The following is a 23,683-nucleotide window of genomic DNA, read 5'->3' as shown; positions in this document are numbered from 1 at the left end:
ATCGAAGAAGTCTCGTCCATGGCAGATGTGCAGTACCCCTCCTCCCGCGCCGCCTTCCTAAAAGCCGCGTCGAGCGTTTCGCTGAACGATGACAGGGCTCTGCTCGCCGCACTCGATGCCAGTGGCATCGGCCTCTGGCGCTGGCAGCGCGATCCCGACCAGTTGCTCGCATCGCCAGCCGCCTTCAAGTATCTGCAGCCTTTCTGCGATCAGGACGCATCCCTTCATGCAGCGCTGCAACAAGCCCTCCAGGTACTCGCCAGCGGTGCCCCGAGCACTCACCTGCGCGCTCGCGGCATGCTGCTCGAGCTGCGTCTGCAGGCCGACGACGGGCAGACGCTGAGCGGCCTGTGCCGCTCGTTGCCGGAGCGTTCATCGGGTGTCGACGACAGCTCCGACCAGTACCACCTGAACCTGCTCGCGGCTGCCTTTCACAACACCCCCGACCCGCTGGCGATCACCCGCGCCCGGGATGGCGAAGTACTCGAAGTCAACGCCGTATTCGAGCATCAGGTGGGCTATCGCCGCGCGCAGTTGATCGGCCGTACCACCAGCGAACTGGGCCTCTGGGGCGGCCCACAGGAACGCCGCAGAATGCTCGAAGCGCTCACCGAGCACGGCTCGCTGCAAGGCTTCGAGATGCAGGTGTATCGGGGCGACGGCCAGGCGATGCTCGCCCTGGTCTATGCCACGCCGGTGGATCTCGACGGTGAGCGCTGCCTGGTGCTGACCATGCGCGACATCACTCTGCAGCGCCGCCAGGAAGAAGCGCTGGCACGCAGTCGAGAACGCCTCGATCTGGCGCTGGAATCCGCCGCGCTGGGCACCTGGGACTGGCACATCCCCAGTGATTCACTGTATGGCTCACCGCGTGCCGCCGCGCTGCACGGTCTCGCCGAGGTCGCCTATCACGGCAATTTCGCCGAGTTCTACAGCAAGGTGCTGCTGCAGGCCCCGGACCACCTGCGGGCAACCTACCGGATGCTGCTGGATAACGGCGGCAGCCACTACCAGAACATTTACAGCCTGCGCCTGGGCAATGGCGAACTGCGCTACCTGGAAAATACCGCGCGGTTGTATCGCGACGATGAGGGCCAGCCACTGCGCATGGTCGGAATCCTCGCCGACATCAGCGAGCGAATGCAGCGCGAGCAGCAACTGGCGGCATCGGAGGAGAAATTCTTCACCCTGTTCCAGGCCAGCCCGGATCCGCAATGCCTGGTCGACTGCATCGGCGGGCAGTTGCTCGACGTCAGCCATGGCTTCGCCCGGGTGTTCGGCTGGCAGGCCGAACAGGTCCTCGACATTCCGCCCACGCAACTGAGCTTCTGGCTGCCCGAAGAAACCCGCGCCCGCGTCGCTGCCACCTTCGACAACGGCGAGAACCTGACCAACCTCGAACTGTCCTTTTTCGATCGCAGTGGCCGTTCGCTGGTCTGCATGATCTCCACCCGGCACCTGAACCTGGGGCAGCGCCGCTGCGTACTGGTCACCTTCCGCGACATCAGCGCGCGCAAGCAGGCCGAAGCGGCCCTGCGCTTGAGTCAGGAGAAGTTCGCCAAGGCCTTCCATGCCAGCCCGGACGCCATCAGCATCACCGATGCGGGCACCGGCTGCTATATAGAAGTCAACGACGGCTTCTGCCGCCTCAGCGGACTGCCCCCGGAACAGGTGATCGGCAAGACCTCCACCGAATTGGGCCTCTGGGAACGCATCGAACAGCGCGACGAACTGCTCGCCCGCCTGAGCCGCGACGGCCGCGTACGCGGCATGGAAGTCACCGGGCGTCATCCCAGCGGTGACATCCGCGTGCTGGAGCTTTCCGCCGATCAACTCGACATCGACGGCCGAGCCTGCATCATCGTCAGCGCACGTGACATCAGCGAACTGAAGAAAGCCCAGGCGCAGATCCAGCATCTGGCCTACCACGACGCCCTGACCAGCCTGCCCAACCGCACCCTGCTGCTCGACCGCTTGTCGCAGCAGATCGCCCGGCTCAAGCGCCTGGGACATCACGGCGCGCTGCTGTTCATCGATCTCGATCACTTCAAGCACATCAACGACTCGCTCGGGCATCCGGTAGGCGACCGGGTACTCAAGCTGATCACCGCGCGCCTGGAGGCCTCGGTGCGCAAGGAAGACACCGTCGCCCGCCTGGGCGGCGATGAATTCGTGGTATTGCTCGGCGAGCTTCCCGGAAGGCGCTCGCAGGTCACCCACCAGGCGCGGCAGATTGCCGAGCAGTTGCGCGAACTGCTCGCCGAGCCGATGCAGATCGACGGCCACCCTCTGCAGGTCACGCCGAGCATCGGTATCGCGCTGATCCCGGATCATGGGGAAACCCCTGCCGACCTGCTCAAGCGTGCGGACATCGCGCTCTACCGCGCCAAGGACTCCGGACGTAACACCATCCAGCTGTTCCGCAGCACCATGCAGCAGGCCGTCAGCGAACGCCTGCGCATGGAGAGCGAGCTGCGCCAGGCGCTGCTGCGCAACGAATTCGTGCTGCACTTCCAACCGCAGGTGGCGGTGTGCGACGGGCGCATCACCGGTGCCGAAGCCCTGCTGCGTTGGCAGCATCCGAACCTTGGACTGCAGGCACCCGGGCACTTCATCCAGGTGCTCGAAGAAAGCGGCCTGATCCAGGACGTCGGCCGCTGGGTGATCGGCGAGGCCTGCCGCAGTTGCCGGCGCCTGCTCGACGAGGGCGTATTGGACATGGACCGCTTCACGCTCTGCGTGAACCTCAGCCCGCGCCAGTTCCGCGACCCCGCGCTGATCGAGTACATCGAGCAGGGACTGGCAGACAGCGGGCTACCCGCTCGCCTATTGAAGCTGGAAATCACCGAGAGCACGGTCATCCACAACGTCGACGACGCCATCGCCAAAATGCTCCGGCTCAAGCGCCTGGGGCTAAGCTTCGCGATGGACGACTTCGGTACCGGCTACTCGTCGCTGACCTACCTCAAGCGCCTGCCGCTGGACATGCTGAAGATCGACCAGTCGTTCGTCCGGGACATCCCCCAGGACGCCAACGACGTGGAAATCGTCCGCGCCATCATCGCCATGGCCAAGACCCTCGGCTTGCAGGTATTGGCCGAAGGGGTCGAGCACGCCGAACAACTCGCCTTCCTGCGTAGTCAGGAATGCGAGCTGTACCAGGGCTATCTGTTCAGTCCCCCGGTGGCGCTGGAGCAGTTCACCGAGCAACTACGCCGCCCGGTGCAGCAACGCGGCCTGGCCCCCCGGCGAAATTAGCGACGTGCGGCAATGGCGTCGAGAAGGCGCCCGGCAAGCGCCTTGTAGTCGCCGTCGAAATGATGCCCGCCGCCCAGTTGCAGCCGCTCACCGGTCATCTGCGGAAGTGTGCAACCGCTGTCGGCGGCCTCTTCCGCGCCGTATACGCAGAACAGCTTGGCTGCCGGGATACGCGCCAGTTCCGGCGCGGTATCGGCTTCGGCGCCATCCTTGCCGAGCCAGCCCTGTACCTCGATCTCGAAACTGCCACTGCGCGCCAGCGCCAACAGCAGCAGTGCCGAAACGCTCTGCTGGTCGGCGGCGGGCAAGCGGTTGTATATCGCAGGCATGACATCCGCTCCAAACGAATACCCCGCCAGCACGAAGTTCCGGAAGCCCTTTTCCCGCTCCTGTGCCAGTAGCGCAGAGAGATCGCTGGCGGCCTGTTCGGCGCTCTTGTGCTGCCAGAAGTAGCGCAGTGTATCCACGCCGATGACCGGCTGCCCACGGCGCGCCATTTCCAGCGAGGAGTCCCGATCCAAGTCGCGCCAACCGCCGTCGCCAGAGTAGAACAAAACCAGGGTGTCGTTGCTCCCGGACGCCGGCACCTCGATCGTCGGCATCTGTCCGCCCTGCCCGGCCAGCAGCAGATGCAGCTGGTTCCACAGCAGGCTGGGCAGCGCGGTCGAATAGTCCGCAATGGTGGTCTGCACGCCGCTCATCGCGCGGGTGAAGCGACCCGTCTCGTCGCCGGGATTATCGTTCCAGGCAGCACGCCATTGCCCATGGGCCGCAGCCGTGGGCAACGCCTGGGAGCAATCGGACTGGGTCACGTCGAAACCCACCGAAAGCGCGCGGGCGGCGTCCGAGCCCTGCCCGGCCAGCCAGCGCCAGGCCAGGTTACCGCCCTTGCCGATACCCGCCACGACATCCGGCTGACCACCCAGCCGCGCGCTCGCCGCCTGAATCAACTCGGCCTGGCCGGCGCAGTCGCTGCCCGCCGGCGGCGTCACCTGCAGTACCCGTGCGGCGTAGCCGTCAGCCAATGAAAGCAATTGCTGGTCGTCCAACTGCGTATCCTGCGGGTTCACCAACAGAATACGCAGCGGCCCCGGACGCCACGCTTCCGCCAAGGCCGCCGCCTGGCCATCGGCCAGGGTCAGATGCTGCAGTCGTGCCGGATGCGGCGCGAGGTACCACCACACTGCAGCGCCGAGCACCAGCAAGGTCGCCAGCAGCACGAGTCCCTTCATCACGCGGCTCATCGCTTCACCAACCCACCGAGACCACCGGCGATCAGTGCAGCGCTGTCAGCCAGTGCCAGCAGCGGGTCCAGTCCGGCCGGCACCGCCATGTAGCGCGCCTCCCATTGCGGCTCGAACTTGTCCTTGAAGCGGCGCAAGCCCTGGAAATTGTAGAAACGCCCGCCGCGACGAAACACCAGTGCGCCCAGGCGTTGGGCCAACGGGGCGCCCCGTCGAGGTTGCAGGCCGGCAAGCGGCACCATGCCGAGGGAAAAGCGCGCCAGTCCAGCGGCCTTGAAGTGCAGGATCAGTCCCAGCATGAGGAACTCCATGGTCGATTTTGGCGCATCCGGATGCATGCGCATGAGGTCGAGACTGGCCACCTCGGCCCGCTCGGTCTCGAGCAGGTTAGCGAAGGCCACGGGGCGCTCCTCCCAGGTCACCAGGGCGATGCGGAAGTGGCGCAGATAGTCAGGGTCGAAACGCCCGAGGGAGAAACCCTTCTCGCGCCCAGGCTTGCCGCGCACCCAGGCCTCGGAGATCTCCCGCAGCGCTTGCAGCGGCACGCTGCCGGGCTCGTGGATCTCCAGCCGCAGGCCATCGCGCTGACCGCGGTTCCAGGTGTAGCGCAGGTCCTTCTTGCCCTTGCTCTCCAGGTCGAAGCTCGCCAGGTCGATGTTGGCCTCCTCGCCCAACTTCACCGCCGAAAGGCCGGCGTCCATGTACAGCGGCAGGTTCTGTGCCCGGACCTGGTAGAACACCGGCCGCGCCCGATGCAGATCGCAGAGATCGCGGAACTGCCAGACCAGTTCGGCCCGCACCGCCGGGGGCCCCACGGGATCGAACAATGCCACCAGGCTGCGTCCCTGACGGGCATACATGAGGAAACCCTCGCCAGCGGGATGGAACAGCAGCGCCTTGTCCCCGGACAGCGCCAAGCCCCCCTCGGGCTGCGTCGACACCTTCACCAGTTGCGCCGCGCGCTCCAGTTGTTCGGCGCCGGGCAGGTCGATGGGCGCCGGGGAAGCACGCAGCAGATGCAGCAGCCCCAATACCAGCAGCACCAGTCCACTGCCCAGCGCAGCCCGCAAGGCACGAGGGGCACCGGCGTCGACCGCGAACTGCCACCAGAGCTCGTTCCGATAAGGCACGTCCTGGTAGCAGAAGAAGGTCAGCCAGAGTGCTGCCGCCAGCACGCAGGCAGCCACCAGTACGTCGGGGGCGCCGGCACGCAATTCGAGCAAGCGGCTGGGCCGATAGAAGGCCTCGCGGAACATCGCCAGCAGCACGGCGGTGATCAGCAGCAACACCGACTCTTCCCAGTCGAAGCCCTTGAGCAGCGAAAGCAGCGCACCGGCCAGCAGCAGCACCAGGGTCAGCAGCCAGGCGGCCGAAAGGCGCCGGCGCAGTCCCTGTGCCAGCAACAAGCAGAACACGCCGACCAGGCTCGCCGCCAGGTGCGAGATATCGATCAGGCGATGGGGAATCAGGAAGCTCAGGTGCTGCAGGCGAGTGTCGACGGCCGGCGTCGCGCCGGAAAACAGCAACGCCACGCCCGAGACGAACACCAGCAGCGCCAGCACCGGAGCGGCCATGCCGGTCGCCAGATGCAGCGCCTGGCGCCCCAGCGGCAGCAGCCGACGGGCCTCGTCGAGCAGCAGCAACAGGCAGGCGAAGAGAAACGGTGCGACGACGTAGATCAAGCGATACAGCAACAGCGCCGCGGCCAGCGGGGCCGCGCCCAACTGGCCGGCGAACGCGGCCAGCAGGACCGCCTCGAAAACACCGATACCGCCAGGCACATGGCTGAGCACACCGGCCGCCAGGGCCAACAGATAGACCAGCAGGAAGCTGCCGAAAGGCGGCGCCTCGGGAAGCAGGAGATAGAGCACGGCGGCGGCGGCGGCCACATCCAGTGCGGTCAACAGCAGTTGCAGCAGGCTCAAGCGCATGCCGGGCAAGCGCCCTCGCCAACGCCCCAGATCCACGCGAATCAGTCCGTCCGGCAACGCCTCGCCATTCCGCAGGATGACCAGGCCCAAGGCGCCGTAGAAGAACAATACGGCCAACGCCAGCAAGCCGATCAGCGCCGGCTCCAGCCTCAGCGCCGCGGCCGCATCCGGCAGGTCGAACAGCGCCGCCAGCGCACAGAGCAGCGGCAGCGCGCAGCCCAGAGACAGGCTCGCGAACAGACTGATACGCGCGATGCGTTGCGCCCCCAGCCCCTCGCGGGAGTACAGGCGATAGCGCACCGAACCGCCGGAAAGCAGTGAAAGACCCACCGCGTTACCGATCGCGAAGGCGCAAAAGCCCCCTAGCAGCAACCGGCTCGGCGGGATGCGGGCTCCGGCGAAGCGCACCGCCGACCACTCGTAGCCGATCAACGCGACGAAGCTGGCGAGCGCCGCCAGCGCCGCCCAGCCAAGCCTTGAGAGCGGCAAGTCGAGCAAGGCTTCGCGCAATCCGTCGGGGTCCAACTCGGCCAGCAGGTGGCGACAGGCGAACAATGCAAACAGGAACAACAGCGCCGCGCCAACCCCCAGAAACTGGCGACGCAGCGACAGACGATCGACCCGCGATGCGGGTGCAGCGGAAGAAACGCTTTGCGGATTGGACATCCAGGATAACTCAGGAAACACCGGAGCCGGTGCACGTACATACTAGCTCAACGCACACCGATCGACACCTGCCGTTAGCTGAACGAGACAGCGGTTTTACATCGCCTTGACGCATTTTTCAGAGACGCACCAGCAGACTACATACACCCTCCGAGAGTCCATCTGAAATGCGTAATGCATCCCTCCTCATCCTGCTCCCCCTTGCCCTGCTGTCCGGCTGCGAGAGCACCGCACAACGCCAGCTCGCCGAGGGCTACCCCGCCGCGTTCGTCGAGGGCTATGACGCCGGCTGCGCCAGCGGGCGCGCCGCGGCCGGCGCACTGGACCACTATCGAAAGGACGTACCACGATATCTGGCAGAGCCCGAGTATGCGCTGGGCTGGGATGACGGCCAGGCGCACTGCCTGGACTTCGAGACGGGACGTCAGCAGGCGCGCGCCAATGCCTTGATCGACAGCGACCGGGACCGTGAATGGCGCCACCAGGTCAGGCAGGACATGGGCAAGGCGCTGACCGGCCATCGCTGAAAACAAAGGGACCGCAATGAAAAACGCCCCGCCGGTTTCCCAACGGGGCGTTTCTCATTCTGAGGAGCGAGTCGACTCAGTAGGCGGCGGTCAGCAAGGGCTGCTGCGGTACCGACTGGAAGTCGATCGACATCATCAGGCTCAGGCTGCAGATGGCGATGATCGAGAACGCGAACAGGCGCCGCGCCCACAGGCGATCATCCTCCGCCCGATAACCCGCCACGGCGATCCACAACCAGTAGGCACTGACCAGGAACGCCACCACCAGGTAGCCGTAGCCGGCGAAGCCGGTCAACGTCAGCAACAGCGTGGCCAGGCCGAACGCCGCGACCCAGGCAACGATGTGGCGCTTGGCCTTCTCGATGCCCTCCTTCACCGGCAACACCGGGATCCCTGCCGCGCGATAGTCCGCCAGGCGGAAGATGGCGATGGCATAGGAGTGCGGCATCTGCCACAGGCAGAAGATCAGCAGCAGCACCGCCGCGCCGGTATCGAAACCGCCGTTCGCGGCGCAGTAGCCGACCACCGGCGGCATGGCCCCGGAAAGACTGCCGACCAGCGTGCCGTAGACCGAGCGACGCTTGAGCCAGAGGCTGTAGAAGCCGACATAGACGATGAAGCCCAGTGCCGCACAGGCAGTCGCCACCGCATTGGTGTAGACCGCCAGCAGCGCGAAACCGGCAACGCCGAGCACCACCCCGTGGGCGAACGCCGCCTTGAGGGTGATGGCGCCGGTGACCAGTTCGCGATTGCGGGTACGCTCCATGCGCCAGTCGATGTCACGATCGATGCAGTTGTTGAACACGCAGCCCGAGGCGACCACCAGCGACAAGCCGAACACCGTGGCCAGCAGCAGCGTCGGATCGACGCTGCCCTTGGCGGCGAGGAAGAACCCGCCAGCCACCGCGATGAGGTTGCCGAAGATGATTCCCGGCTTGGCGATGCCGAAGTAGCGCTTGAGCTTGATCGACATCGTCAGGGCATCATCAGGTCGTTGGCGCTGAACATGATCCACAGCGACAGGCCCACCACCAGCACGATAACCACGATCGCGAAGGCGCAGGACAACGCGTTCAGACGACCTTCTTCGGTGAAGTTCAGGTGCAGGAAGTACTTCAGGTGAACCAGGATCTGCACCACCGCGAACAGCGAGATGGTGATCAGCGTGGTCGCGCGCTCGAAGTCGCCGGACATCACCATCCAGAACGGAATGACCGTCAGGATCACCGACAGCACGAAGCCGATCGCGTAGGAGGAGACGCTGCCGTGGCTGGCGTCGTGATTGTGCGCGGAACTCATCACAGGGCTCCCATCAGGTAAACGACGGTGAAGACGCAGATCCAGATCACGTCGAGGAAGTGCCAGAACATGCTCAGGCAGGTCAGACGGGTGTTCACCTGCGGCGTCAGGCCCTGCTTGGAGACCTGCAGCATCATCACGATCATCCACAGCAGACCGGCAGTCACGTGCAGGCCGTGCATCCCCACCAGGGTGAAGAATGCGGAGAGGAAGGCGCTGTGCGACGGGCCATGGCCTTCGGCGATCAGGTGATGGAACTCGTTGACTTCCATCCCGATGAAGATCGCACCGAAAATGAAGGTCACCGCCAGCCAGTTCAGCACCCAGCCCTTGGCGCCGCGGTGAGCGGCGATCATGGCGAAGCCATAGGTGATCGAGGAGAACAGCAGGGCGAAGGTTTCCACGAGCACGTAATCGAGCTCGAAGATGTCCTTGCCGCTGACCCCGCCCGCGGTGCCACCTACCAGTACTGCATAGGTAGCGAAGACGCTGGCGAAGATCAGGCAGTCGGTCATCAGGTAGAGCCAGAAACCGAAGACGGTATTGGCCCCACTGTCGTGATGGTGTTCGTCGTGCCCATGATCGTCATGGGCGTGCATTGCGTGGGTCGACATGCTCGGTCCTATTTGGCGAACTGTTCGGAAGAGGCGCTGGCACGCTCGAGGGACTCGGCGCGGGCGATCTCAGCCTGTACTTCGGCGAGGTGGGCACTTTCGATACGCTCGATCTCGTCGGGCTGCACGTAGTAGTCCACGTCATTGTCGAAGGCACGGAACAGGAAGGTGACGATCATGCCGAGGAAGGACACGATGGCCAGCCACCAGATGTGCCAGATCAGTGCGAAGCCCATCACCGTGGCGAAGCCACCCATGATGATGCCGGCCGCCGTGTTCTTGGGCATGTGGATCGGTGCGTACTTCTCCGGACGACGGTAGGCCAGACCCTGTTCCTTCTGATCGGTGAAGGCGTCGATGTCATGCACTTCCGGCAGCACGGCGAAGTTGTAGAACGGCGGCGGCGAAGAGGTGGACCACTCCAGGGTGTGGCCATTCCACGGGTCGCCGGTCTTGTCCCGGTTCTGCTTGCGGTCACGGAAGGCGACGTACAGCTGCAGCAGTTGGCAGGCGATACCCACGGCGATGATGAAGGCGCCGATGCACGCCACCCACAGCCACGGCGTCCACTCCGGGTTGTTGGTGTGGTTCAGGCGACGGGTCATGCCCATGAAGCCCAGTGCGTAGAGCGGCATGAAGGCCACGAAGAAGCCCACGATCCAGCACCAGAAGGACCACTTGCCCAGGCGCTCGTTGAGCGTGAAGCCCATGGCTTTGGGGAAGTAGAAGGCGAAACCCGCCAGATAGCCGAACACCGCACCGCCGATGATGGTGTTGTGGAAGTGGGCGATCAGGAACAGGCTGTTGTGCAGCAGGAAGTCAGCACCCGGAACGGCCAGCAGTACACCGGTCATGCCGCCGACGGTGAAGGTCACCATGAAGCCCAGGGTGAACAGCACCGGCGTGGTGAAACGCAGTTGGCCACGGTAGATGGTGAACAGCCAGTTGAACAGCTTAACGCCGGTGGGAATCGCGATGACCATGGTCGCCACGCCGAAGAAGGCGTTGACACTGGCACCCGAACCCATGGTGAAGAAGTGGTGCAGCCAGACGATGAAGCCCAGCACGGTGATCGCACCGCTCGCCCAGACCATCGAGGTGTAGCCGAACAGGCGCTTGCCGGTGAAGGTCGAGATGACTTCGGAGAAGATACCGAAGGCCGGCAGGACCAGGATGTAAACCTCCGGATGGCCCCAGGCCCAGAAGAGGTTGATGTACATCATCAGGTTGCCACCGGCTTCATTCGTGAAGAAATGGAAGTCCAGGTAGCGGTCCATGGTCAGCAGGCCGAGCGCCGCGGTCAGGATCGGGAAGGAAGCCACGATCAGGATGTTGGCGAAGGTGCAGGTCCAGGTGAAGATCGGCATCTGCATCAGCTTCATGCCGGGGGCACGCATCTTGAACACGGTGACCAGGAAGTTCACGCCGGTCAGCGTGGTCCCGATACCCGATATCTGTAGCGCCCAGATGTAGTAGTCGACCCCGGTGCCCGGACTGTAGGCCAGCCCCGAGAGCGGCGGATAGGCCACCCAGCCGGTACGTGCGAACTCACCGACGAACAGCGAGATGTTGACCAGGATCGCACCCGACGCCGCGAGCCAGAAGCTCAGGTTGTTCAGGAACGGGAAGGCCACGTCGCGTGCGCCGATCTGCAGCGGCAGCGCCAGGTTCATCAGACCGATCATGAACGGCATGGCCATGAAGATGATCATGATGGTGCCGTGAGCGGTGAAGATCTGGTCGTAGTGCTCCGGCGGCAGATAGCCTTCGGAACCGTTGGTGGCAACGGCCAGCTGGGTACGCATCATGATCGCGTCGGCGAAGCCGCGCAGCAGCATGATCAGCGCGAGGATGATGTACATCACCCCAAGCTTCTTGTGGTCGACCGAGGTCAGCCACTCTTTCCACAGGTGGCCCCACTTACCGAAGTAGGTGATGGCCGCGAACAGCGCGATACCGCCCAGCGCAACGGCCAGGAACGTGCCGATCAGGATCGGCTCGTGGTACGGGATAGCGGCAAGACTGAGCTTTCCGAACATCTTTTGTTTACTCCTGATCGGCCGTATGCGTCATTTGGCCCATCGATTCCATCGACATGTTGGCGTGAGCGTCATGCTCCTCGGCAGCCTGCTCCCCATGCTCATGGGCGGGCATGTGCATGTACTGCATGAGAATGCCTTGGAACAGATTCGGGCTGACGCTGGAGAAGTACTCGACCGGATGCTTCTCGCTGGGCTTGGCCAGTTCCTTGTAGTGGGCTTCGTCGAGCGTTTCCGAAGAAGCGCGTACCTTGGCGACCCACGCATCGAAATCAGCCTCGGTCGGCGTGGCGATAGCCTGGAACTGCATGCCGGTAAAGCCGCTACCGCTGTAGTTGGCGGAAATACCCGCATAGGTGCCGGGCTCGTTGGCGATCAGATGCAGCAGGGTCTGCATACCGGCCATCGAGTAGATCTGGCTACCCAACTGCGGGATGAAGAAGGAGTTCATCGCCGACTGCGAGGTGATCTTGAAGTTGACCGGAGTGTCCACCGGGAAGACCAGCTCGTTCACCGAAGCGATGCCTTGCTCCGGATAGATGAACAGCCATTTCCAGTCCAGCGAAACCACCTCGACGGTCACCGGCTTCACATCGGATTCCAGCGGCTTGTAGGGGTCCAGCTCGTGGGTGGTCTTCCAGGTCAGGGTACCCAGGACCAGGATGATGGCGCAGGGCACCAGCCAGACGACCAGCTCGATCCGCGTGGAGTGGGCCCACTTGGGCGCGTAGTCGGCAACGTTATTCCCCGCGCGGTATTTCCAGGCGAAGTAAAGCGTCAGCACGATCACCGGGATGACCACGATGAGCATCAGCAGCGTGGCAGTGATGATCAGCGAGCGCTCATCCATCCCAACCTGCCCTTTGGGGTCGAGCAAGGCCCATTTACAACCGGCCAATGGCAGGAATGCCAGCCAGGACAGCCTCTTCAGGTATCCGAAAAACGTCTGTTTGATCATCTCGCAGCCTTGAAGGTTTGAAGTGCGCACTCTGCCCAACGGTCATATCGGGCACAGGCTCTGCGTCCGCACGCCTGCCGAAGCTGGCGAGGGATGAAGCGAACAAAGGAATCGGGAACGAACGGCATGGCGTCGAGCGCAACGACCGCGGAATGACCGCTGTCGGAACATGGCTCCTTGCCCTCGAGAGCACCGAAGGTTACCCGTCGGCTCACAGGGCGAACCCCGCGACCCTCGCATGCGACCGGGGATTGCCCATCGGTCGGAGTTGCGGCTCGAACCCTGCACGCATGTTCTTGTGGATGCTCCGCTGGAGCTCCTTTGTCTCGGAAGCAGCACTCGAGTTGCTGCGACCGATTGCCCGGGTTACATAAAGCCGCACTATTACAATTCATTTCCCCTGCCGGGCTCAAGGGAAAATCTTTGATGTTTTGGAGGATATTCTTTTGCGAATGCGGAACAACGCCTGTCTGAAGGCCGCGAATACACTGATAACCGCAACAATCGAGTGGACTTCAACACCAGCGCGGAAGGCCGCGTACTGACCTGCATCAAACCATCAAATCGTGCGACTTTCGGCCCTCTTGCGCCGGGCGAAAATCAGCGAACAACGCATCGATACGCGCACAATCCTGCTCCCGACGCACCACATCGAACAGGGTTTGCGCCTGAACGTAATTACGCGACAACATACCCAGCCACTGCTTCAGCCTTCCCGGCGCGTAACGCGGAGCGAGCTTTTTCCGTGCCAGCCACCAGAATTCGGCGACCCAGGGAAGCACCTCATCCCAACGGGCAGCCACGACCGGCAGCCCGTCCCGGTCCGCGGCAATTTGTCGCGCCAAGTCCGGGCAGGATACCAGCCCCCGACCCAGCATGATATCCGCCACGCCACTCACCTCGCGACAACGCCGCCAGTCGTCGACCGTCCAGACCTCACCATTGGCCAATACCGGAACCGGCACCCGTTCGGCAATGCGCGCCACCCACTCCCAGTGGGCGGGCGGGCAATAGCCCTCCACCTTCGTTCGCGCATGCACTACCAACTGCTCCGCACCGCCCTCGACCAGGGCTTGCGCGCACTCCACCGCCCCCTGCGGACACTCGAAGCCCAGGCGCATCTTCGCAGTCAGCGGTACTTCCGCAGGCAAAGCACGACGCACCTCACGCGTGATCGCATGCAGCAGTTCGGGCTCCTTGAGCAAGACCGCGCCACCCCGCGAGCGATTCACGGTCTTTGCCGGGCAACCGAAGTTGAGGTCGATCACCGGCGCACCCAACTGCGCCGCGAACGCCGCATTATCGGCCAGGCAGACCGGATCGGAGCCCAGCAACTGCAGGCGCATCGGCACACCACTGGAGGTACGCGCGCCCCGCGCGAGCTCCGGCGCCAACTTAAGGAACTGCGACGCAGGCAACAGCCGGTCGCAGACGCGCACGAACTCGCTGACACACCAGTCGATGCCACCGACGCGGGTGAGCAAATGGCGAAGGATGTCGTCGACCAGACCTTCCATCGGCGCCAAGGCGATCTGCATGCCGTGCGTTCTCCTGGGAATGAGGGCGGCAAGTTTAGGGGCTCGGCGGGCTTACGACGAGAGCATTCGCCGCCACCAGCGTGTCAGAGAGGATTAAAGGAGGTTCGCCATGCCCATCCGCCACACCACTGCAAGAACAGGGCTCGCCGCGCTGGCACTGCTTGCCGCGACTCATGCCATGGCCGCCGAACTGGCGGCACGCCTGCAGATCAGTCGTCCGCTGGATGGCGACACCTGTACGGCTGCCCTGTTCATCAACGGCCAACCCGCCGGCAGCCTGCTCGCCGGCGAGCAGCGCCAGTACACACTCCCTCCCGGAGAGGCATCACTCACGGTGAACCGCCTGGGTAGCGGACTGTGCGTCAGCGAGGAGCAGCGCATCAGTGCGCAATCGATCCTGCTGGCGCCCGGAGAGGCTCGCCACTACCAGGTCGAGAAGAGCGCCTCCGGCTACTTCCTCTCCCCCGCACCACCCGCCAGCGCCTTGCCATAACCTTCGACGAAGGCTGCCGGCATACGCCGCGGACGCCCGCTGGACAGCTCGATACAGGTGAACGTGGTCTTCGCCCGCAGCAGGGTGGTCCCGTCGGCGGGGCGCAGCAGCTGAAACCCACGGTCCATGCTCAGACGACCATCGGACTGCAGGATCCAGGTGGCGAGCAACAACTCGTCATCCAGGTACGCGGCGGCAAGGTAATCGATTTCGTGGCGCGTCACTGCCATCGCACGGTCCAGCTCGCGGTATTCGTCCAGACCCAAGCCCAGACTCTGCGAATGCGCCCAGGCGGCACGCTCCAACCAGGTGACGTAGGCGGCATTATTGGCATGACCGAGCCCATCGATGTCAGCGGACTCGACACGTAACGGCAAAATGAACGGATCGGGTGTTTCCCAGCTCATGCAATCGGCTCCGTGGCTGTGGGCCGTCATGCGCCGCAGCGACACGGCGCATGCACGGGGGAGAAACTGTACGCCAGAAAAACAAAAGGGCCACCACATGGATGACCCTTGAATCCCGCAAACGCGGGTAAAAATGGCGTCCCCTAGGGGACTCGAACCCCTGTTACCGCCGTGAAAGGGCGGTGTCCTAGGCCACTAGACGAAGGGGACGAAACCTTCGAAAGACAAGGGCCGGCACCTGGCCGGCCCTTGCGTGGTATTGGTGGAGCTAGACGGGATCGAACCGTCGACCTCTTGCATGCCATGCAAGCGCTCTCCCAGCTGAGCTATAGCCCCGGATTTAGCGTCTCTCGACGCGCAGCCATCGCTGCGTGAAGTGGCGTCCCCTAGGGGACTCGAACCCCTGTTACCGCCGTGAAAGGGCGGTGTCCTAGGCCACTAGACGAAGGGGACGAAACCTTCATTCACTCGAACGCGCTGGATTCGTTCGGTGGCAAATTTGGTGGAGCTAGACGGGATCGAACCGTCGACCTCTTGCATGCCATGCAAGCGCTCTCCCAGCTGAGCTATAGCCCCGTGCCTCGTGGACGGGGCGCATATTAGGGGCGCCCCCGCCCCCTGTCAACAGATTTTTTCCTCGCCCAGTGATTTTTTTCGCCCTAAGAACAATTACTTAGCGGAGCATAACGGGAATGCCATCAGTACCCGTGGCTATGCCCGAGATGGGATGGCTGTTCCGCCACGGGAACCGCTTCTCCCTCGCTCAACTGGCGAATGATCGCGCACTCCTCCACCGCCTGCTGCCTCGAACAGGAGTCGCGCAGTTCCAGCAGGTGCTGCTCCAGACTCCTGAGGCTGGCGATCCGCGCCTGCACATGGCGAATGTGCTCCTCGACCAGCTCGTTGACGCCATCGCAGTGCTGCCGGGGCTGCTCACGCAGCGCCAGTAGCTGGCGAATCTCTTCGCCAGCCATGTCCAGACTGCGGCAGTTACGTACGAAGCGCAGCCGCTCCAGATGCCGCTCATCGTAGATCCGGTAGTTGCCGGCACTGCGCACAGGCGCCGCCAACAGGCCCTCACGTTCGTAGTAACGCACCGTTTCCACAGCGCATCCGGCCTTTGCAGCCAATTCACCGATCTTCATAGCGCCTCCTACCGATCGCCGCTTGACCCTATAGCCACTTCAGGGTTTTCACTCCAAGGCAGTCTACGAGGAATCGACGATGAATCAATGCTGCAGCCACCACGCACACCCGCCTGCCGCTCCGCAGCGGCAGCCGCTCGAGCCACGCGCCGGGCTGATGTGGAATGGAATGGAATGGAATGGAATGGAATGGAATGGAATGGAATGGAATGGAATGGAATGGAATGGAATGGAATGGAATGGAATGGAATGGAATGGAATGGAATGGAATGGAATGGAATGGAATGGAATGGAATGGAATGGAATGGAATGGAATGGAATGGAATGGAATGGAATGGAATGGTTTTTTTTTTTTTTTTTTTTTTTTTTTTTTTTTTTTTTTTTTTTTTTTTTTTTTTTTTTTTTTTTTTTTTTTTTTTTTTTTTTTTTTTTTTTTTTTTTTTTTTTTTTTTTTTTTTTTTTTTTTTTTTTTTTTTTTTTTTTTTTTTTTTTTTTTTTTTTTTTTTTTTTTTTTTTTTTTTTTTTTTTTTTTTTTTTTTTTTTTTTTTTTTTTTTTTTTTTTTTTTTTTTTTTTTTTTTTTTTTTTTTTTTTTTTTTTTTTTTTTTTTTTTTTTTTTTTTTTTTTTTTTTTTTTTTTTTTTTTTTTTTTTTTTTTTTTTTTTTTTTTTTTTTTTTTTTTTTTTTTTTTTTTTTTTTTTTTTTTTTTTTTTTTTTTTTTTTTTTTTTTTTTTTTTTTTTTTTTTTTTTTTTTTTTTTTTTTTTTTTTTTTTTTTTTTTTTTTTTTTTTTTTTTTTTTTTTTTTTTTTTTTTTTTTTTTTTTTTTTTTTTTTTTTTTTTTTTTTTTTTTTTTTTTTTTTTTTTTTTTTTTTTTTTTTTTTTTTTTTTTTTTTTTTTTTTTTTTTTTTTTTTTTTTTTTTTTTTTTTTTTTTTTTTTTTTTTTTTTTTTTTTTTTTTTTTTTTTTTTTTTTTTTTTTTTTTTTTTTTTTTTTTTTTTTTTTTTTTTTTTTTTTTTTTTTTTTTTTTTTTTTTTTTTTTTTTTTTTTTTTTTTTTTTTTTTTTTTTTTTTTTTTTTTTTTTTTTTTTTTTTTTTTTTTTTTTTTTTTTTTTTTTTTTTTTTTTTTTTTTTTTTTTTTTTTTTTTTTTTTTTTTTTTTTTTTTTTTTTTTTTTTTTTTTTTTTTTTTTTTTTTTTTTTTTTTTTTTTTTTTTTTTTTTTTTTTTTTTTTTTTTTTTTTTTTTTTTTTTTTTTTTTTTTTTTTTTTTTTTTTTTTTTTTTTTTTTTTTTTTTTTTTTTTTTTTTTTTTTTTTTTTTTTTTTTTTTTTTTTTTTTTTTTTTTTTTTTTTTTTTTTTTTTTTTTTTTTTTTTTTTTTTTTTTTTTTTTTTTTTTTTTTTTTTTTTTTTTTTTTTTTTTTTTTTTTTTTTTTTTTTTTTTTTTTTTTTTTTTTTTTTTTTTTTTTTTTTTTTTTTTTTTTTTTTTTTTTTTTTTTTTTTTTTTTTTTTTTTTTTTTTTTTTTTTTTTTTTTTTTTTTTTTTTTTTTTTTTTTTTTTTTTTTTTTTTTTTTTTTTTTTTTTTTTTTTTTTTTTTTTTTTTTTTTTTTTTTTTTTTTTTTTTTTTTTTTTTTTTTTTTTTTTTTTTTTTTTTTTTTTTTTTTTTTTTTGTGCGCTTTCGCATCGAGCAGATGGATTGCCCCAACGAGGAAGCATTGATCCGTCCCGCCCTGGAGAAGCTGCCGGAAGTCCGCGAACTTCAATTCGACCTGATCGGTCGCGTGCTGGGCGTTCAGGCCGACGGCCTTCCAGCCGAGCGCGTGGTGCGGATCATCGCCAGCCTGGGCATGCAGGCGCAGCCACTGGATGCTCAGGGAGACGAAAACCCGCCACCCGCGCCAACTGCCAAGGGTGGCTACGGTCGCCTGGCGCTCGCCGGTGCCGCGGCCTTTGCCGCGGAGCTCGCCCACTGGCTGGAGGCACCCGCCTGGGCCGCGGCCACCGCCGCCCTGCTCGCCATCGCCCTGTGCGGCCTCGGCGTGTATCGCAAAGGCTGGATCGCAGTGCGTCACGGACAACTCAACATCAATGCGCTGATGAGCCTGGCAGTCACCGGCGCCGCGGCCATCGGCCAGTGGCCTGAAGCGGCCATGGTGATGGTGCTCTTTGCCTTGGCCGAGCGTATCGAGGCCGCTTCCCTGGAACGTGCGCGCCAGGCGATACATTCGCTGATGGCGCTTGCCCCGGAACGCGCCGAAGTACTGGACGAGCATGGCCATTGGCACTATCGCCCCCTGCAGGAGATCGAGCCGGGCGCACGGGCGCGGGTCAAACCCGGCGATCGTGTCGGCCTCGATGGCGAGGTACTCGCTGGACACTCCGCCGTCGACCAGTCGCCCATCACCGGAGAAAGCGCCGCGCAGGATCGAGGCCCCGGTGACAAGCTCTATGCGGGCAGCATCAATGGCGAAGGTCTTCTCGAATACCGCGTGGAGTCCGTCGCCAAGGACTCCACCGTCGCACGCATCGTGCGTGCCGTTGAACACGCCCAGGCCAGCCGCGCCCCGACCCAGCGCTTCATCGATCGCTTCGCGCGCGTCTACACACCGGCGGTGGTGCTGCTGGCCCTGCTGCTCGCCCTGCTGCCGCCGCTGTGGCTCGGCGACTGGTTGCAATGGACCTACCGCGCCTTGGTGCTGCTGGTGGTGGCCTGCCCCTGCGCGCTGGTGATCTCCACGCCGGTCAGCGTGGTCAGCGGACTGGCGGCCGCCGCACGGCGGGGCATCCTGATCAAGGGCGGCGCCTACCTGGAGAACGCGCGGCGCATTCGACATCTGGCCCTGGACAAGACCGGCACCCTGACCCGCGGGCGTCCTAGCCAGACCGATCGGCAGGAGCTGATCGAGGGCGGCGATAGCCAGGCACTGGCCAGCCTGCTCGCGAGCCATTCCGAGCATCCCGTCTCCCAGGCGATCGCAGCGCAGGGGTCTGCATCGAGCGCCCAGGTGGAACATCTCCAGGCGCTGCCCGGCAAGGGCCTCAGCGCCAAGATAGACGGCACCCGCTACAGCCTCGGTAATCGTCGCCTGCTCGAGGAACTCGGTTTCGCCAGGCCCGACCTGCTGGCGCGTATCGAAGCGCTCGAATCCCAGGGCAAGAGCGTCGTCAGCCTCTGCGACGAGCACCGCCCGCTGGCGCTTTTCGCCGTCGCAGACACACTGCGCGAAGAGGCCCGCGAGGCCATCGAACACCTGCATCGCCAAGGCATCCGCGTCAGCCTGCTCAGCGGCGACAATCGCCACGCCGTGAAGCGCATCGCCGATCAGTTGGGCATCGACGACAGCCATGCCGAACTGCTGCCTGGCGACAAACTGCAGATCGTCGCCACGCTCTGCGCCGACCAACCCACCGCGATGGCCGGAGACGGCATCAACGATGCGCCCGCACTGGCACGCGCGGACCTGGGCATCGCCATGGGCGTGGTCGGCAGCGACGTGGCCATCGAAACCGCCGACGTTTCGATCATGGACGACGACCTGCGCCGGATTCCCGCCCTCGTAGCGCTGTCACGACGCACCGCGCGCATCCTCAAGCAGAACATCGTCCTGGCCCTGGGCATCAAGGCCGTGTTTCTGGTGGTCGCCGTGATGGGCGCCGCCTCACTGTGGATGGCGGTGTTCGCCGACGTCGGCGTCAGCCTGCTGGTGGTCGCCAACGGACTGCGCCTGCTCAACGGCGAACCCCGCTAGTGTCGCGACACGTATCAGGTGTCGCAGGCTGAACGCTGCCGTCGGCTGGCAGCGCAAGGCGCTTCGCGCCGCCAATACTGGAGTATTGGCAAGCGGAGCAACGCGGCGATGCCTGTCGAGGGCAAGTGCAGACCGGCATTTGATGCGTGTCGCGACACCAGGGTCTGTTGCCGTTTCGTTCACGGCCGCGCCGGCGCCTGTTTTGGCGCGAGACAAGGCGCGAGTCGCAGGGCTTACCGGGGTAAGTCCAAGACAAGCAACGCCGTATCGCGCCAAAACAGGCACCGGCCCGTAGGGTTGTGCCAGAAATGGCCTGCGCCGTCGTTGCAGGCTTTGCCAAGGGAATAACCATTGGCTTCAGCCTGCGCCTAGTCGCAGGCCATTTCTGGCGGCAACGCGGCTCGCGAACGAAACGGCAACAGACCCTAGATACGGAACTGGCGCACCAGTGCCCCCAGACGCTCGCCGAGGTCAGCCAGTTGACGCGCGGTCTGCGCGCCGCCCTGGGTCTCGTCGGCCACGCTGTCCACCGCTTGGGCGATCTGCTGGACGCTGCGGTTGATCTCCTCGGCGACCGCGGTCTGCTCCTCGGCGGCACTGGCGATCTGCGCGTTCATCTGATTGATGGTGCCGATCAGCCTGGCAATGGCGTCCAGCGACGCGCCGGCGCGGTTGGCCTGCTCGCTGGTCGCCTCACCGGCGTCGCTGGAGCGCCGCATCGCCACCACCGATGCCTGAGCCCCCTGTTGCAGCCGGTCGATCATGGCCTGGATTTCCTGGGTGCTCTGCTGCGTGCGACTGGCCAGGGCGCGCACCTCGTCGGCCACCACCGCGAACCCCCGCCCCGCGTCTCCCGCCCGCGCCGCCTCGATGGCGGCGTTGAGCGCCAGCAAGTTGGTTTGCTCGGCGATCGAGCGGATCACGTCGAGCACGCTGACGATCGACTGCACGTCGTGCTGCAGACTGTCCAGGGCGCTGCCGCTGTGGCGAATATCGCCGACCAACTCATGGATGCGCTGGATGCTCAGATCGACCACCTGCTTGGCGCTCTGCCCCTCCTGATCGGTCTGCTGCGCCGCCTCGGCGGCGCCCTGGGCGCTGGTCGCCACTTCCTGGGCCGCTGCGGACATCTGGTTGATCGCCGTGGCGACCTGGTCGGTCTCGTGACGCTGTCGATCCATGGCGTGCTCCGAGCGATGCGCCTGCTCAGCCATCTGCCCGACCAACCCGCTCAGTTGCCCCGTCATTTCCGCGATCTGCCGCACCAGGCCATGGATCTTCTCGACGAAGCGGTTGAACGAGGCCGAAAGCTCACCCAGCTCGTCACGGCTGACGACCGGCAGACGCCGCGTCAGGTCGCCCTCGCCCGCGGCGATGTCGTCCAGGTTGCCACGCATGTTCTGCAGCGGCCGCACGAAGGCATTGCTCAGCCAGACGCCGACCAGGCCGAGGATCACCAGCATCACCACCGCGGTGATGGCGATGATCTGGGTAACCAGCAGGGTGCGCTGGGAAACCGACGCGCTGACTTCGGCGACCTTGGCATCGATACCGTCCAGGTTGAGCGCGGTCCCTAGGGCCATATCCCATTTGGGCAAATAGAAGCTGTAGGCGAGCTTGGGCACCTGCACCGCTTCGTTGCCGGGCAAGGGCGAGGCGTAGTTGACGTAATTGCTGCCATCCTTCGCCACGCCAACCAGTCCCCTGATGACGTAGACGCCATTCGGATCACGGCGATCCGTCATATTGACGCCCACGTCCACCGGACTGTCACCCCGGAAGAGGCGGACCATGTTCGAGTCGTAACCGAAGAAGTAGCCGTCAGCGCCGTACTTGATCTTCGACAGAATGGCTATCGCGTCGGCGCGGCTCTTCATGTCCCCCTCCGAGGAGGCGTCGTAGAGTGCCTGCACCGCGCCAACCGCCACCTGGATGTAGTGTTGGAGCTCCTGACGCTTGAGTTCGAGCATCCGCTCGCGGGTTGCCTTGACCTCATCCTCGGCCAAACCGTTGAGAACCTTCGCCGCCGTACCGCTGATTACCAAGGCAAACAACAGCACGGGGACCAGCGCCAGCAACAGCATTTTTGTTCTTAAAGTGACACGCATGATCGAGACCTCGGGGATAGGCGAGACGCATGCTTGTTATCGGCCATCGTCGGCTGAACTGGAGCGGGCGGTTGCTACCTGTGGCGTTCCGTCCGGACTGGACAGCGTCTTGATAATACTTATCATTATCCGCTCTTCCGGAGACGCCCATGACGACCCCCGCGAGCGGCAACCCACTGCAGCACCTCTACCTCGATCACCACGGCTGGCTGCTGGGCTGGCTGCGGCGACAACTGGGCTGTAGTCAGCACGCCGCCGACGTGGCGCAGGACACCTTCCTGCGCATTCTGTTGCGCGACCCGGACGTGGGCGGCCTGCGCGAGCCCCGCGCCTACCTGCGGACGATCGCCAACGGGCTGATGATCGATCACTGGCGCCGCCGGCGTATCGAGCAGGCCTACCTGGAAGCACTCGCCGAACGGCCCGAGGCGGGCGTCTCGCCGGAACAGCAGGCGCTGATCATGGAGACCCTGCTGCAGGTCGATCGCCTGCTGCGCAGCCTGCCGGAAAAGGTCCGCCGGGCCTTCCTGCTGTCGCAACTCCAGGGGTTGAGCTATGCCGCCATCGGCGAACACCTGGGCGTCTCCGAACGCATGGTGAAGAAATACATGAGTCGCGCCATGCTGCAGTGCCTGACCCTGCTGGACGAGGATGCATGAGCGCCAACTTCGACGCCCTGCGCGAGGCAGCCGACTGGTTCGCCGTGCTCGAATCAGGCCGCTGCACCGCCGAGGAGCGAAGCGCCTGGCAACACTGGCTGACGCACCCCGAACATGCCGCGGCCTGGCGCCGGGTCGAGCGCATCAGCAGCGACATGCGTCAACTCGCCGAGGATGCCGCCGGCAGTGCCGCGGGCCGGGTGATCGAGCAGCGTGGCAGCACACGGCGCCGCACGCTTAAAGGAGCGTGCGTGCTGGGCGCCGCCGCGACCCTGGGTTGGGGCTTCGACGCCCGGCAACGCTTGCGCAGCCACCTGGCGACCTGGCGCACCGGGGTTGGCGAGGTCCGCGAACTGCAACTCGCCGACGGCCTGCGCCTATGGCTGAACACCGATAGCGCACTCGACAAGCGCGAAAGCGAGGCGGGCAAACGTCGCCTGGAACTGCTGCGCGGCGAATTGCTGGTGGAGCAGCGCGCGTCGACCTCGCAGACGCTCGCTATTGCCTCGCCCCAGGGCCTGCTGCACGCCGAAGGCGAGGCGCGCTTCGCGCTGCGCAGCTACCCGCAGGATGACCGGCTGATGGTGTTCTCCGGCGACCTGCTGCTGCAGACGCCTGCGGGACCACTGCTGCGGATCGCGGCCGGCCAGCAGTTGCGCTTCGACAGCCACGGCGAGCGGGCGCGCAGCACGGTATCCGCCGACGGCGAAGCCTGGAGCCGCGGCATGCTGGTCGCCGATGGACGCCGCCTGGGCGAACTGCTCGAGGACCTCGCCCGCTATCGCCACGGCTACCTGGGCTGCGACCCTCGGGTGGCCGACCTGCGCGTGGTGGGGGCCTTTCCCCTCGCCGAGGGCGAGCACATCCTCGACGCGCTCGCGCGCAGCCTGCCGATCCGGGTCAACCGGCTCCTGCCCTGGTGGGTGTCCGTCGAACCGGCCTGAGTCAGTCCATCCGCGCGACGATGAGCGTCTCCGCCAAGCGGCGCACGCGCCGTACCCATCCAGCGCGCGGAACCCGCCCTGGGTAATGGGCCGATCATCAGCCGATAAAAATAATTC

General features: G+C 60.9%; 18 protein-coding genes, 4 tRNA genes and 1 pseudogene. 6 read left to right on the top strand and 17 right to left on the bottom strand.

The genetic code is table 11. The features are described from left to right. Positions 1-18: 18 nt before the first annotated feature. Positions 19-3,258 carry a sensor domain-containing protein gene (locus ACYRGX_RS12245; RefSeq protein WP_473052749.1) on the top strand — a complete coding sequence of 1,080 codons (3,240 nt, stop codon included), beginning with the start codon at positions 19-21 and terminating at the stop codon, positions 3,256-3,258. Here ACYRGX_RS12245 and ACYRGX_RS12240 read toward each other — a convergent pair. Together ACYRGX_RS12240 and mprF are read right to left on the bottom strand one after the other, a co-directional pair. Further along, a complete protein-coding gene (locus tag ACYRGX_RS12240) occupies positions 3,255-4,490 on the bottom strand; it encodes an AcvB/VirJ family lysyl-phosphatidylglycerol hydrolase (protein ID WP_473052748.1) in 1,236 nt (411 codons plus the stop codon). The two genes, ACYRGX_RS12245 and ACYRGX_RS12240, sit on opposite strands and share 4 nt — an antisense overlap. Positions 4,491-4,498: 8 nt before the next feature. Continuing rightward, a complete protein-coding gene (mprF, locus tag ACYRGX_RS12235) occupies positions 4,499-7,099 on the bottom strand; it encodes a bifunctional lysylphosphatidylglycerol flippase/synthetase MprF (RefSeq protein WP_473052747.1) in 2,601 nt (866 codons plus the stop codon). A gap of 167 nt (positions 7,100-7,266) precedes the next feature. On the opposite strand from mprF, the gene ACYRGX_RS12230 reads away from it, so the two are divergent. Then, complete coding sequence (locus tag ACYRGX_RS12230; RefSeq protein ID WP_473052746.1) at positions 7,267-7,626, top strand: hypothetical protein; 360 nt, start codon at positions 7,267-7,269, stop codon at positions 7,624-7,626. A 76-nt stretch (positions 7,627-7,702) separates the two neighbouring features. Here ACYRGX_RS12230 and cyoE read toward each other — a convergent pair whose 3' ends face one another. From cyoE to ACYRGX_RS12200, 6 genes are all read right to left on the bottom strand, one after another. After that, positions 7,703-8,593 (bottom strand): heme o synthase, encoded by an 891-nt coding sequence (gene cyoE / locus ACYRGX_RS12225; protein ID WP_473056682.1) that lies wholly within the window; start codon positions 8,591-8,593, stop codon positions 7,703-7,705. Between the two features lie 8 nt (positions 8,594-8,601). Then, positions 8,602-8,925, bottom strand: a complete 324-nt coding sequence (cyoD, locus tag ACYRGX_RS12220; RefSeq protein WP_473052745.1) for a cytochrome o ubiquinol oxidase subunit IV — start codon at positions 8,923-8,925, stop codon at positions 8,602-8,604. Further along, complete coding sequence (cyoC, locus tag ACYRGX_RS12215) at positions 8,925-9,539, bottom strand: cytochrome o ubiquinol oxidase subunit III (protein ID WP_473052744.1); 615 nt, start codon at positions 9,537-9,539, stop codon at positions 8,925-8,927. The genes cyoD and cyoC overlap by 1 nt, the downstream gene beginning before the upstream one ends. An 8-nt stretch (positions 9,540-9,547) precedes the next feature. Continuing rightward, positions 9,548-11,578 (bottom strand): cytochrome o ubiquinol oxidase subunit I, encoded by a 2,031-nt coding sequence (gene cyoB, locus ACYRGX_RS12210; protein WP_473052743.1) that lies wholly within the window; start codon positions 11,576-11,578, stop codon positions 9,548-9,550. A 7-nt stretch (positions 11,579-11,585) separates the two neighbouring features. Beyond that, complete coding sequence (gene cyoA / locus ACYRGX_RS12205) at positions 11,586-12,536, bottom strand: ubiquinol oxidase subunit II (protein WP_473052742.1); 951 nt, start codon at positions 12,534-12,536, stop codon at positions 11,586-11,588. A 551-nt stretch (positions 12,537-13,087) separates the two neighbouring features. Then, positions 13,088-14,074 (bottom strand): tRNA dihydrouridine synthase, encoded by a 987-nt coding sequence (locus tag ACYRGX_RS12200; RefSeq protein ID WP_473052741.1) that lies wholly within the window; start codon positions 14,072-14,074, stop codon positions 13,088-13,090. A gap of 109 nt (positions 14,075-14,183) precedes the next feature. Here ACYRGX_RS12200 and ACYRGX_RS12195 point away from each other — a divergent pair, with 109 nt between their 5' ends. Continuing rightward, complete coding sequence (locus tag ACYRGX_RS12195) at positions 14,184-14,567, top strand: hypothetical protein (protein WP_473052740.1); 384 nt, start codon at positions 14,184-14,186, stop codon at positions 14,565-14,567. Here the strand turns inward: ACYRGX_RS12195 and ACYRGX_RS12190 are convergent. From ACYRGX_RS12190 to ACYRGX_RS12160, 7 genes are all read right to left on the bottom strand, one after another. Then, positions 14,525-14,974 carry an acyl-CoA thioesterase gene (locus ACYRGX_RS12190; RefSeq protein WP_473052739.1) on the bottom strand — a complete coding sequence of 150 codons (450 nt, stop codon included), beginning with the start codon at positions 14,972-14,974 and terminating at the stop codon, positions 14,525-14,527. The genes ACYRGX_RS12195 and ACYRGX_RS12190 overlap by 43 nt on opposite strands. 134 nt (positions 14,975-15,108) lie before the next feature. Next, a tRNA-Glu gene (locus ACYRGX_RS12185) sits at positions 15,109-15,184 on the bottom strand. A gap of 50 nt (positions 15,185-15,234) precedes the next feature. Then, positions 15,235-15,310 (bottom strand) — tRNA-Ala (locus tag ACYRGX_RS12180). A 41-nt stretch (positions 15,311-15,351) separates the two neighbouring features. Beyond that, positions 15,352-15,427, bottom strand: a tRNA-Glu gene (locus tag ACYRGX_RS12175). A gap of 47 nt (positions 15,428-15,474) precedes the next feature. Beyond that, a tRNA-Ala gene (locus ACYRGX_RS12170) sits at positions 15,475-15,550 on the bottom strand. Between the two features lie 122 nt (positions 15,551-15,672). Continuing rightward, a complete protein-coding gene (gene cadR, locus ACYRGX_RS12165; protein ID WP_473052738.1) occupies positions 15,673-16,119 on the bottom strand; it encodes a Cd(II)/Pb(II)-responsive transcriptional regulator in 447 nt (148 codons plus the stop codon). A gap of 28 nt (positions 16,120-16,147) precedes the next feature. Further along, a complete protein-coding gene (locus ACYRGX_RS12160; RefSeq protein ID WP_473052737.1) occupies positions 16,148-17,869 on the bottom strand; it encodes a hypothetical protein in 1,722 nt (573 codons plus the stop codon). Here ACYRGX_RS12160 and ACYRGX_RS12155 point away from each other — a divergent pair. After that, entirely contained in the window at positions 17,822-19,855 is a 2,034-nt protein-coding gene (locus ACYRGX_RS12155) for a heavy metal translocating P-type ATPase (RefSeq protein ID WP_473052736.1), read from the top strand. The genes ACYRGX_RS12160 and ACYRGX_RS12155 overlap by 48 nt on opposite strands. A gap of 425 nt (positions 19,856-20,280) precedes the next feature. On the opposite strand, the gene ACYRGX_RS12150 is transcribed toward ACYRGX_RS12155, so the two are convergent. Next, complete coding sequence (locus tag ACYRGX_RS12150; protein ID WP_473056681.1) at positions 20,281-21,312, bottom strand: methyl-accepting chemotaxis protein; 1,032 nt, start codon at positions 21,310-21,312, stop codon at positions 20,281-20,283. Between the two features lie 129 nt (positions 21,313-21,441). Beyond that, positions 21,442-21,825: pseudogene (locus ACYRGX_RS12145) on the bottom strand (cache domain-containing protein); the annotation flags it as partial. A gap of 287 nt (positions 21,826-22,112) precedes the next feature. Here ACYRGX_RS12145 and ACYRGX_RS12140 point away from each other — a divergent pair. Beyond that, the gene (locus ACYRGX_RS12140) at positions 22,113-22,622 is read left to right on the top strand and encodes a sigma-70 family RNA polymerase sigma factor (protein ID WP_473052735.1); all 510 of its coding nucleotides are present in this window, start codon (positions 22,113-22,115) and stop codon (positions 22,620-22,622) included. Continuing rightward, a complete protein-coding gene (locus ACYRGX_RS12135) occupies positions 22,619-23,566 on the top strand; it encodes a FecR domain-containing protein (RefSeq protein WP_473052734.1) in 948 nt (315 codons plus the stop codon). Before ACYRGX_RS12140 ends, ACYRGX_RS12135 begins: the two co-directional genes overlap by 4 nt. Positions 23,567-23,683: the final 117 nt, after the last annotated feature.

The organism is Pseudomonas sp. R4-15 (genome assembly GCF_055768815.1).
The sequence above is the reverse complement of the archived record's forward strand: the minus strand, read 5'-3'. Positions and strand labels throughout refer to the sequence as shown.

Bases quoted from the DNA above. Each gene is read 5' to 3' on its own strand.
- cyoB (WP_473052743.1), bottom strand. From the start codon at position 11,578: ATGTTCGGAAAGCTCAGTCTTGCCGCTATCCCGTACCACGAGCCGATC.
- ACYRGX_RS12140 (WP_473052735.1), top strand. From the start codon at position 22,113: ATGACGACCCCCGCGAGCGGCAACCCACTGCAGCACCTCTACCTCGAT.
- ACYRGX_RS12195 (WP_473052740.1), top strand. From the start codon at position 14,184: ATGCCCATCCGCCACACCACTGCAAGAACAGGGCTCGCCGCGCTGGCA.
- cyoD (WP_473052745.1), bottom strand. From the start codon at position 8,925: ATGAGTTCCGCGCACAATCACGACGCCAGCCACGGCAGCGTCTCCTCC.
- ACYRGX_RS12135 (WP_473052734.1), top strand. From the start codon at position 22,619: ATGAGCGCCAACTTCGACGCCCTGCGCGAGGCAGCCGACTGGTTCGCC.
- ACYRGX_RS12245 (WP_473052749.1), top strand. From the start codon at position 19: ATGGCAGATGTGCAGTACCCCTCCTCCCGCGCCGCCTTCCTAAAAGCC.
- ACYRGX_RS12240 (WP_473052748.1), bottom strand. From the start codon at position 4,490: ATGAAGGGACTCGTGCTGCTGGCGACCTTGCTGGTGCTCGGCGCTGCA.
- ACYRGX_RS12230 (WP_473052746.1), top strand. From the start codon at position 7,267: ATGCGTAATGCATCCCTCCTCATCCTGCTCCCCCTTGCCCTGCTGTCC.
- mprF (WP_473052747.1), bottom strand. From the start codon at position 7,099: ATGTCCAATCCGCAAAGCGTTTCTTCCGCTGCACCCGCATCGCGGGTC.
- ACYRGX_RS12190 (WP_473052739.1), bottom strand. From the start codon at position 14,974: ATGAGCTGGGAAACACCCGATCCGTTCATTTTGCCGTTACGTGTCGAG.
- cyoA (WP_473052742.1), bottom strand. From the start codon at position 12,536: ATGATCAAACAGACGTTTTTCGGATACCTGAAGAGGCTGTCCTGGCTG.
- cyoC (WP_473052744.1), bottom strand. From the start codon at position 9,539: ATGTCGACCCACGCAATGCACGCCCATGACGATCATGGGCACGACGAA.
- cadR (WP_473052738.1), bottom strand. From the start codon at position 16,119: ATGAAGATCGGTGAATTGGCTGCAAAGGCCGGATGCGCTGTGGAAACG.
- ACYRGX_RS12200 (WP_473052741.1), bottom strand. From the start codon at position 14,074: ATGCAGATCGCCTTGGCGCCGATGGAAGGTCTGGTCGACGACATCCTT.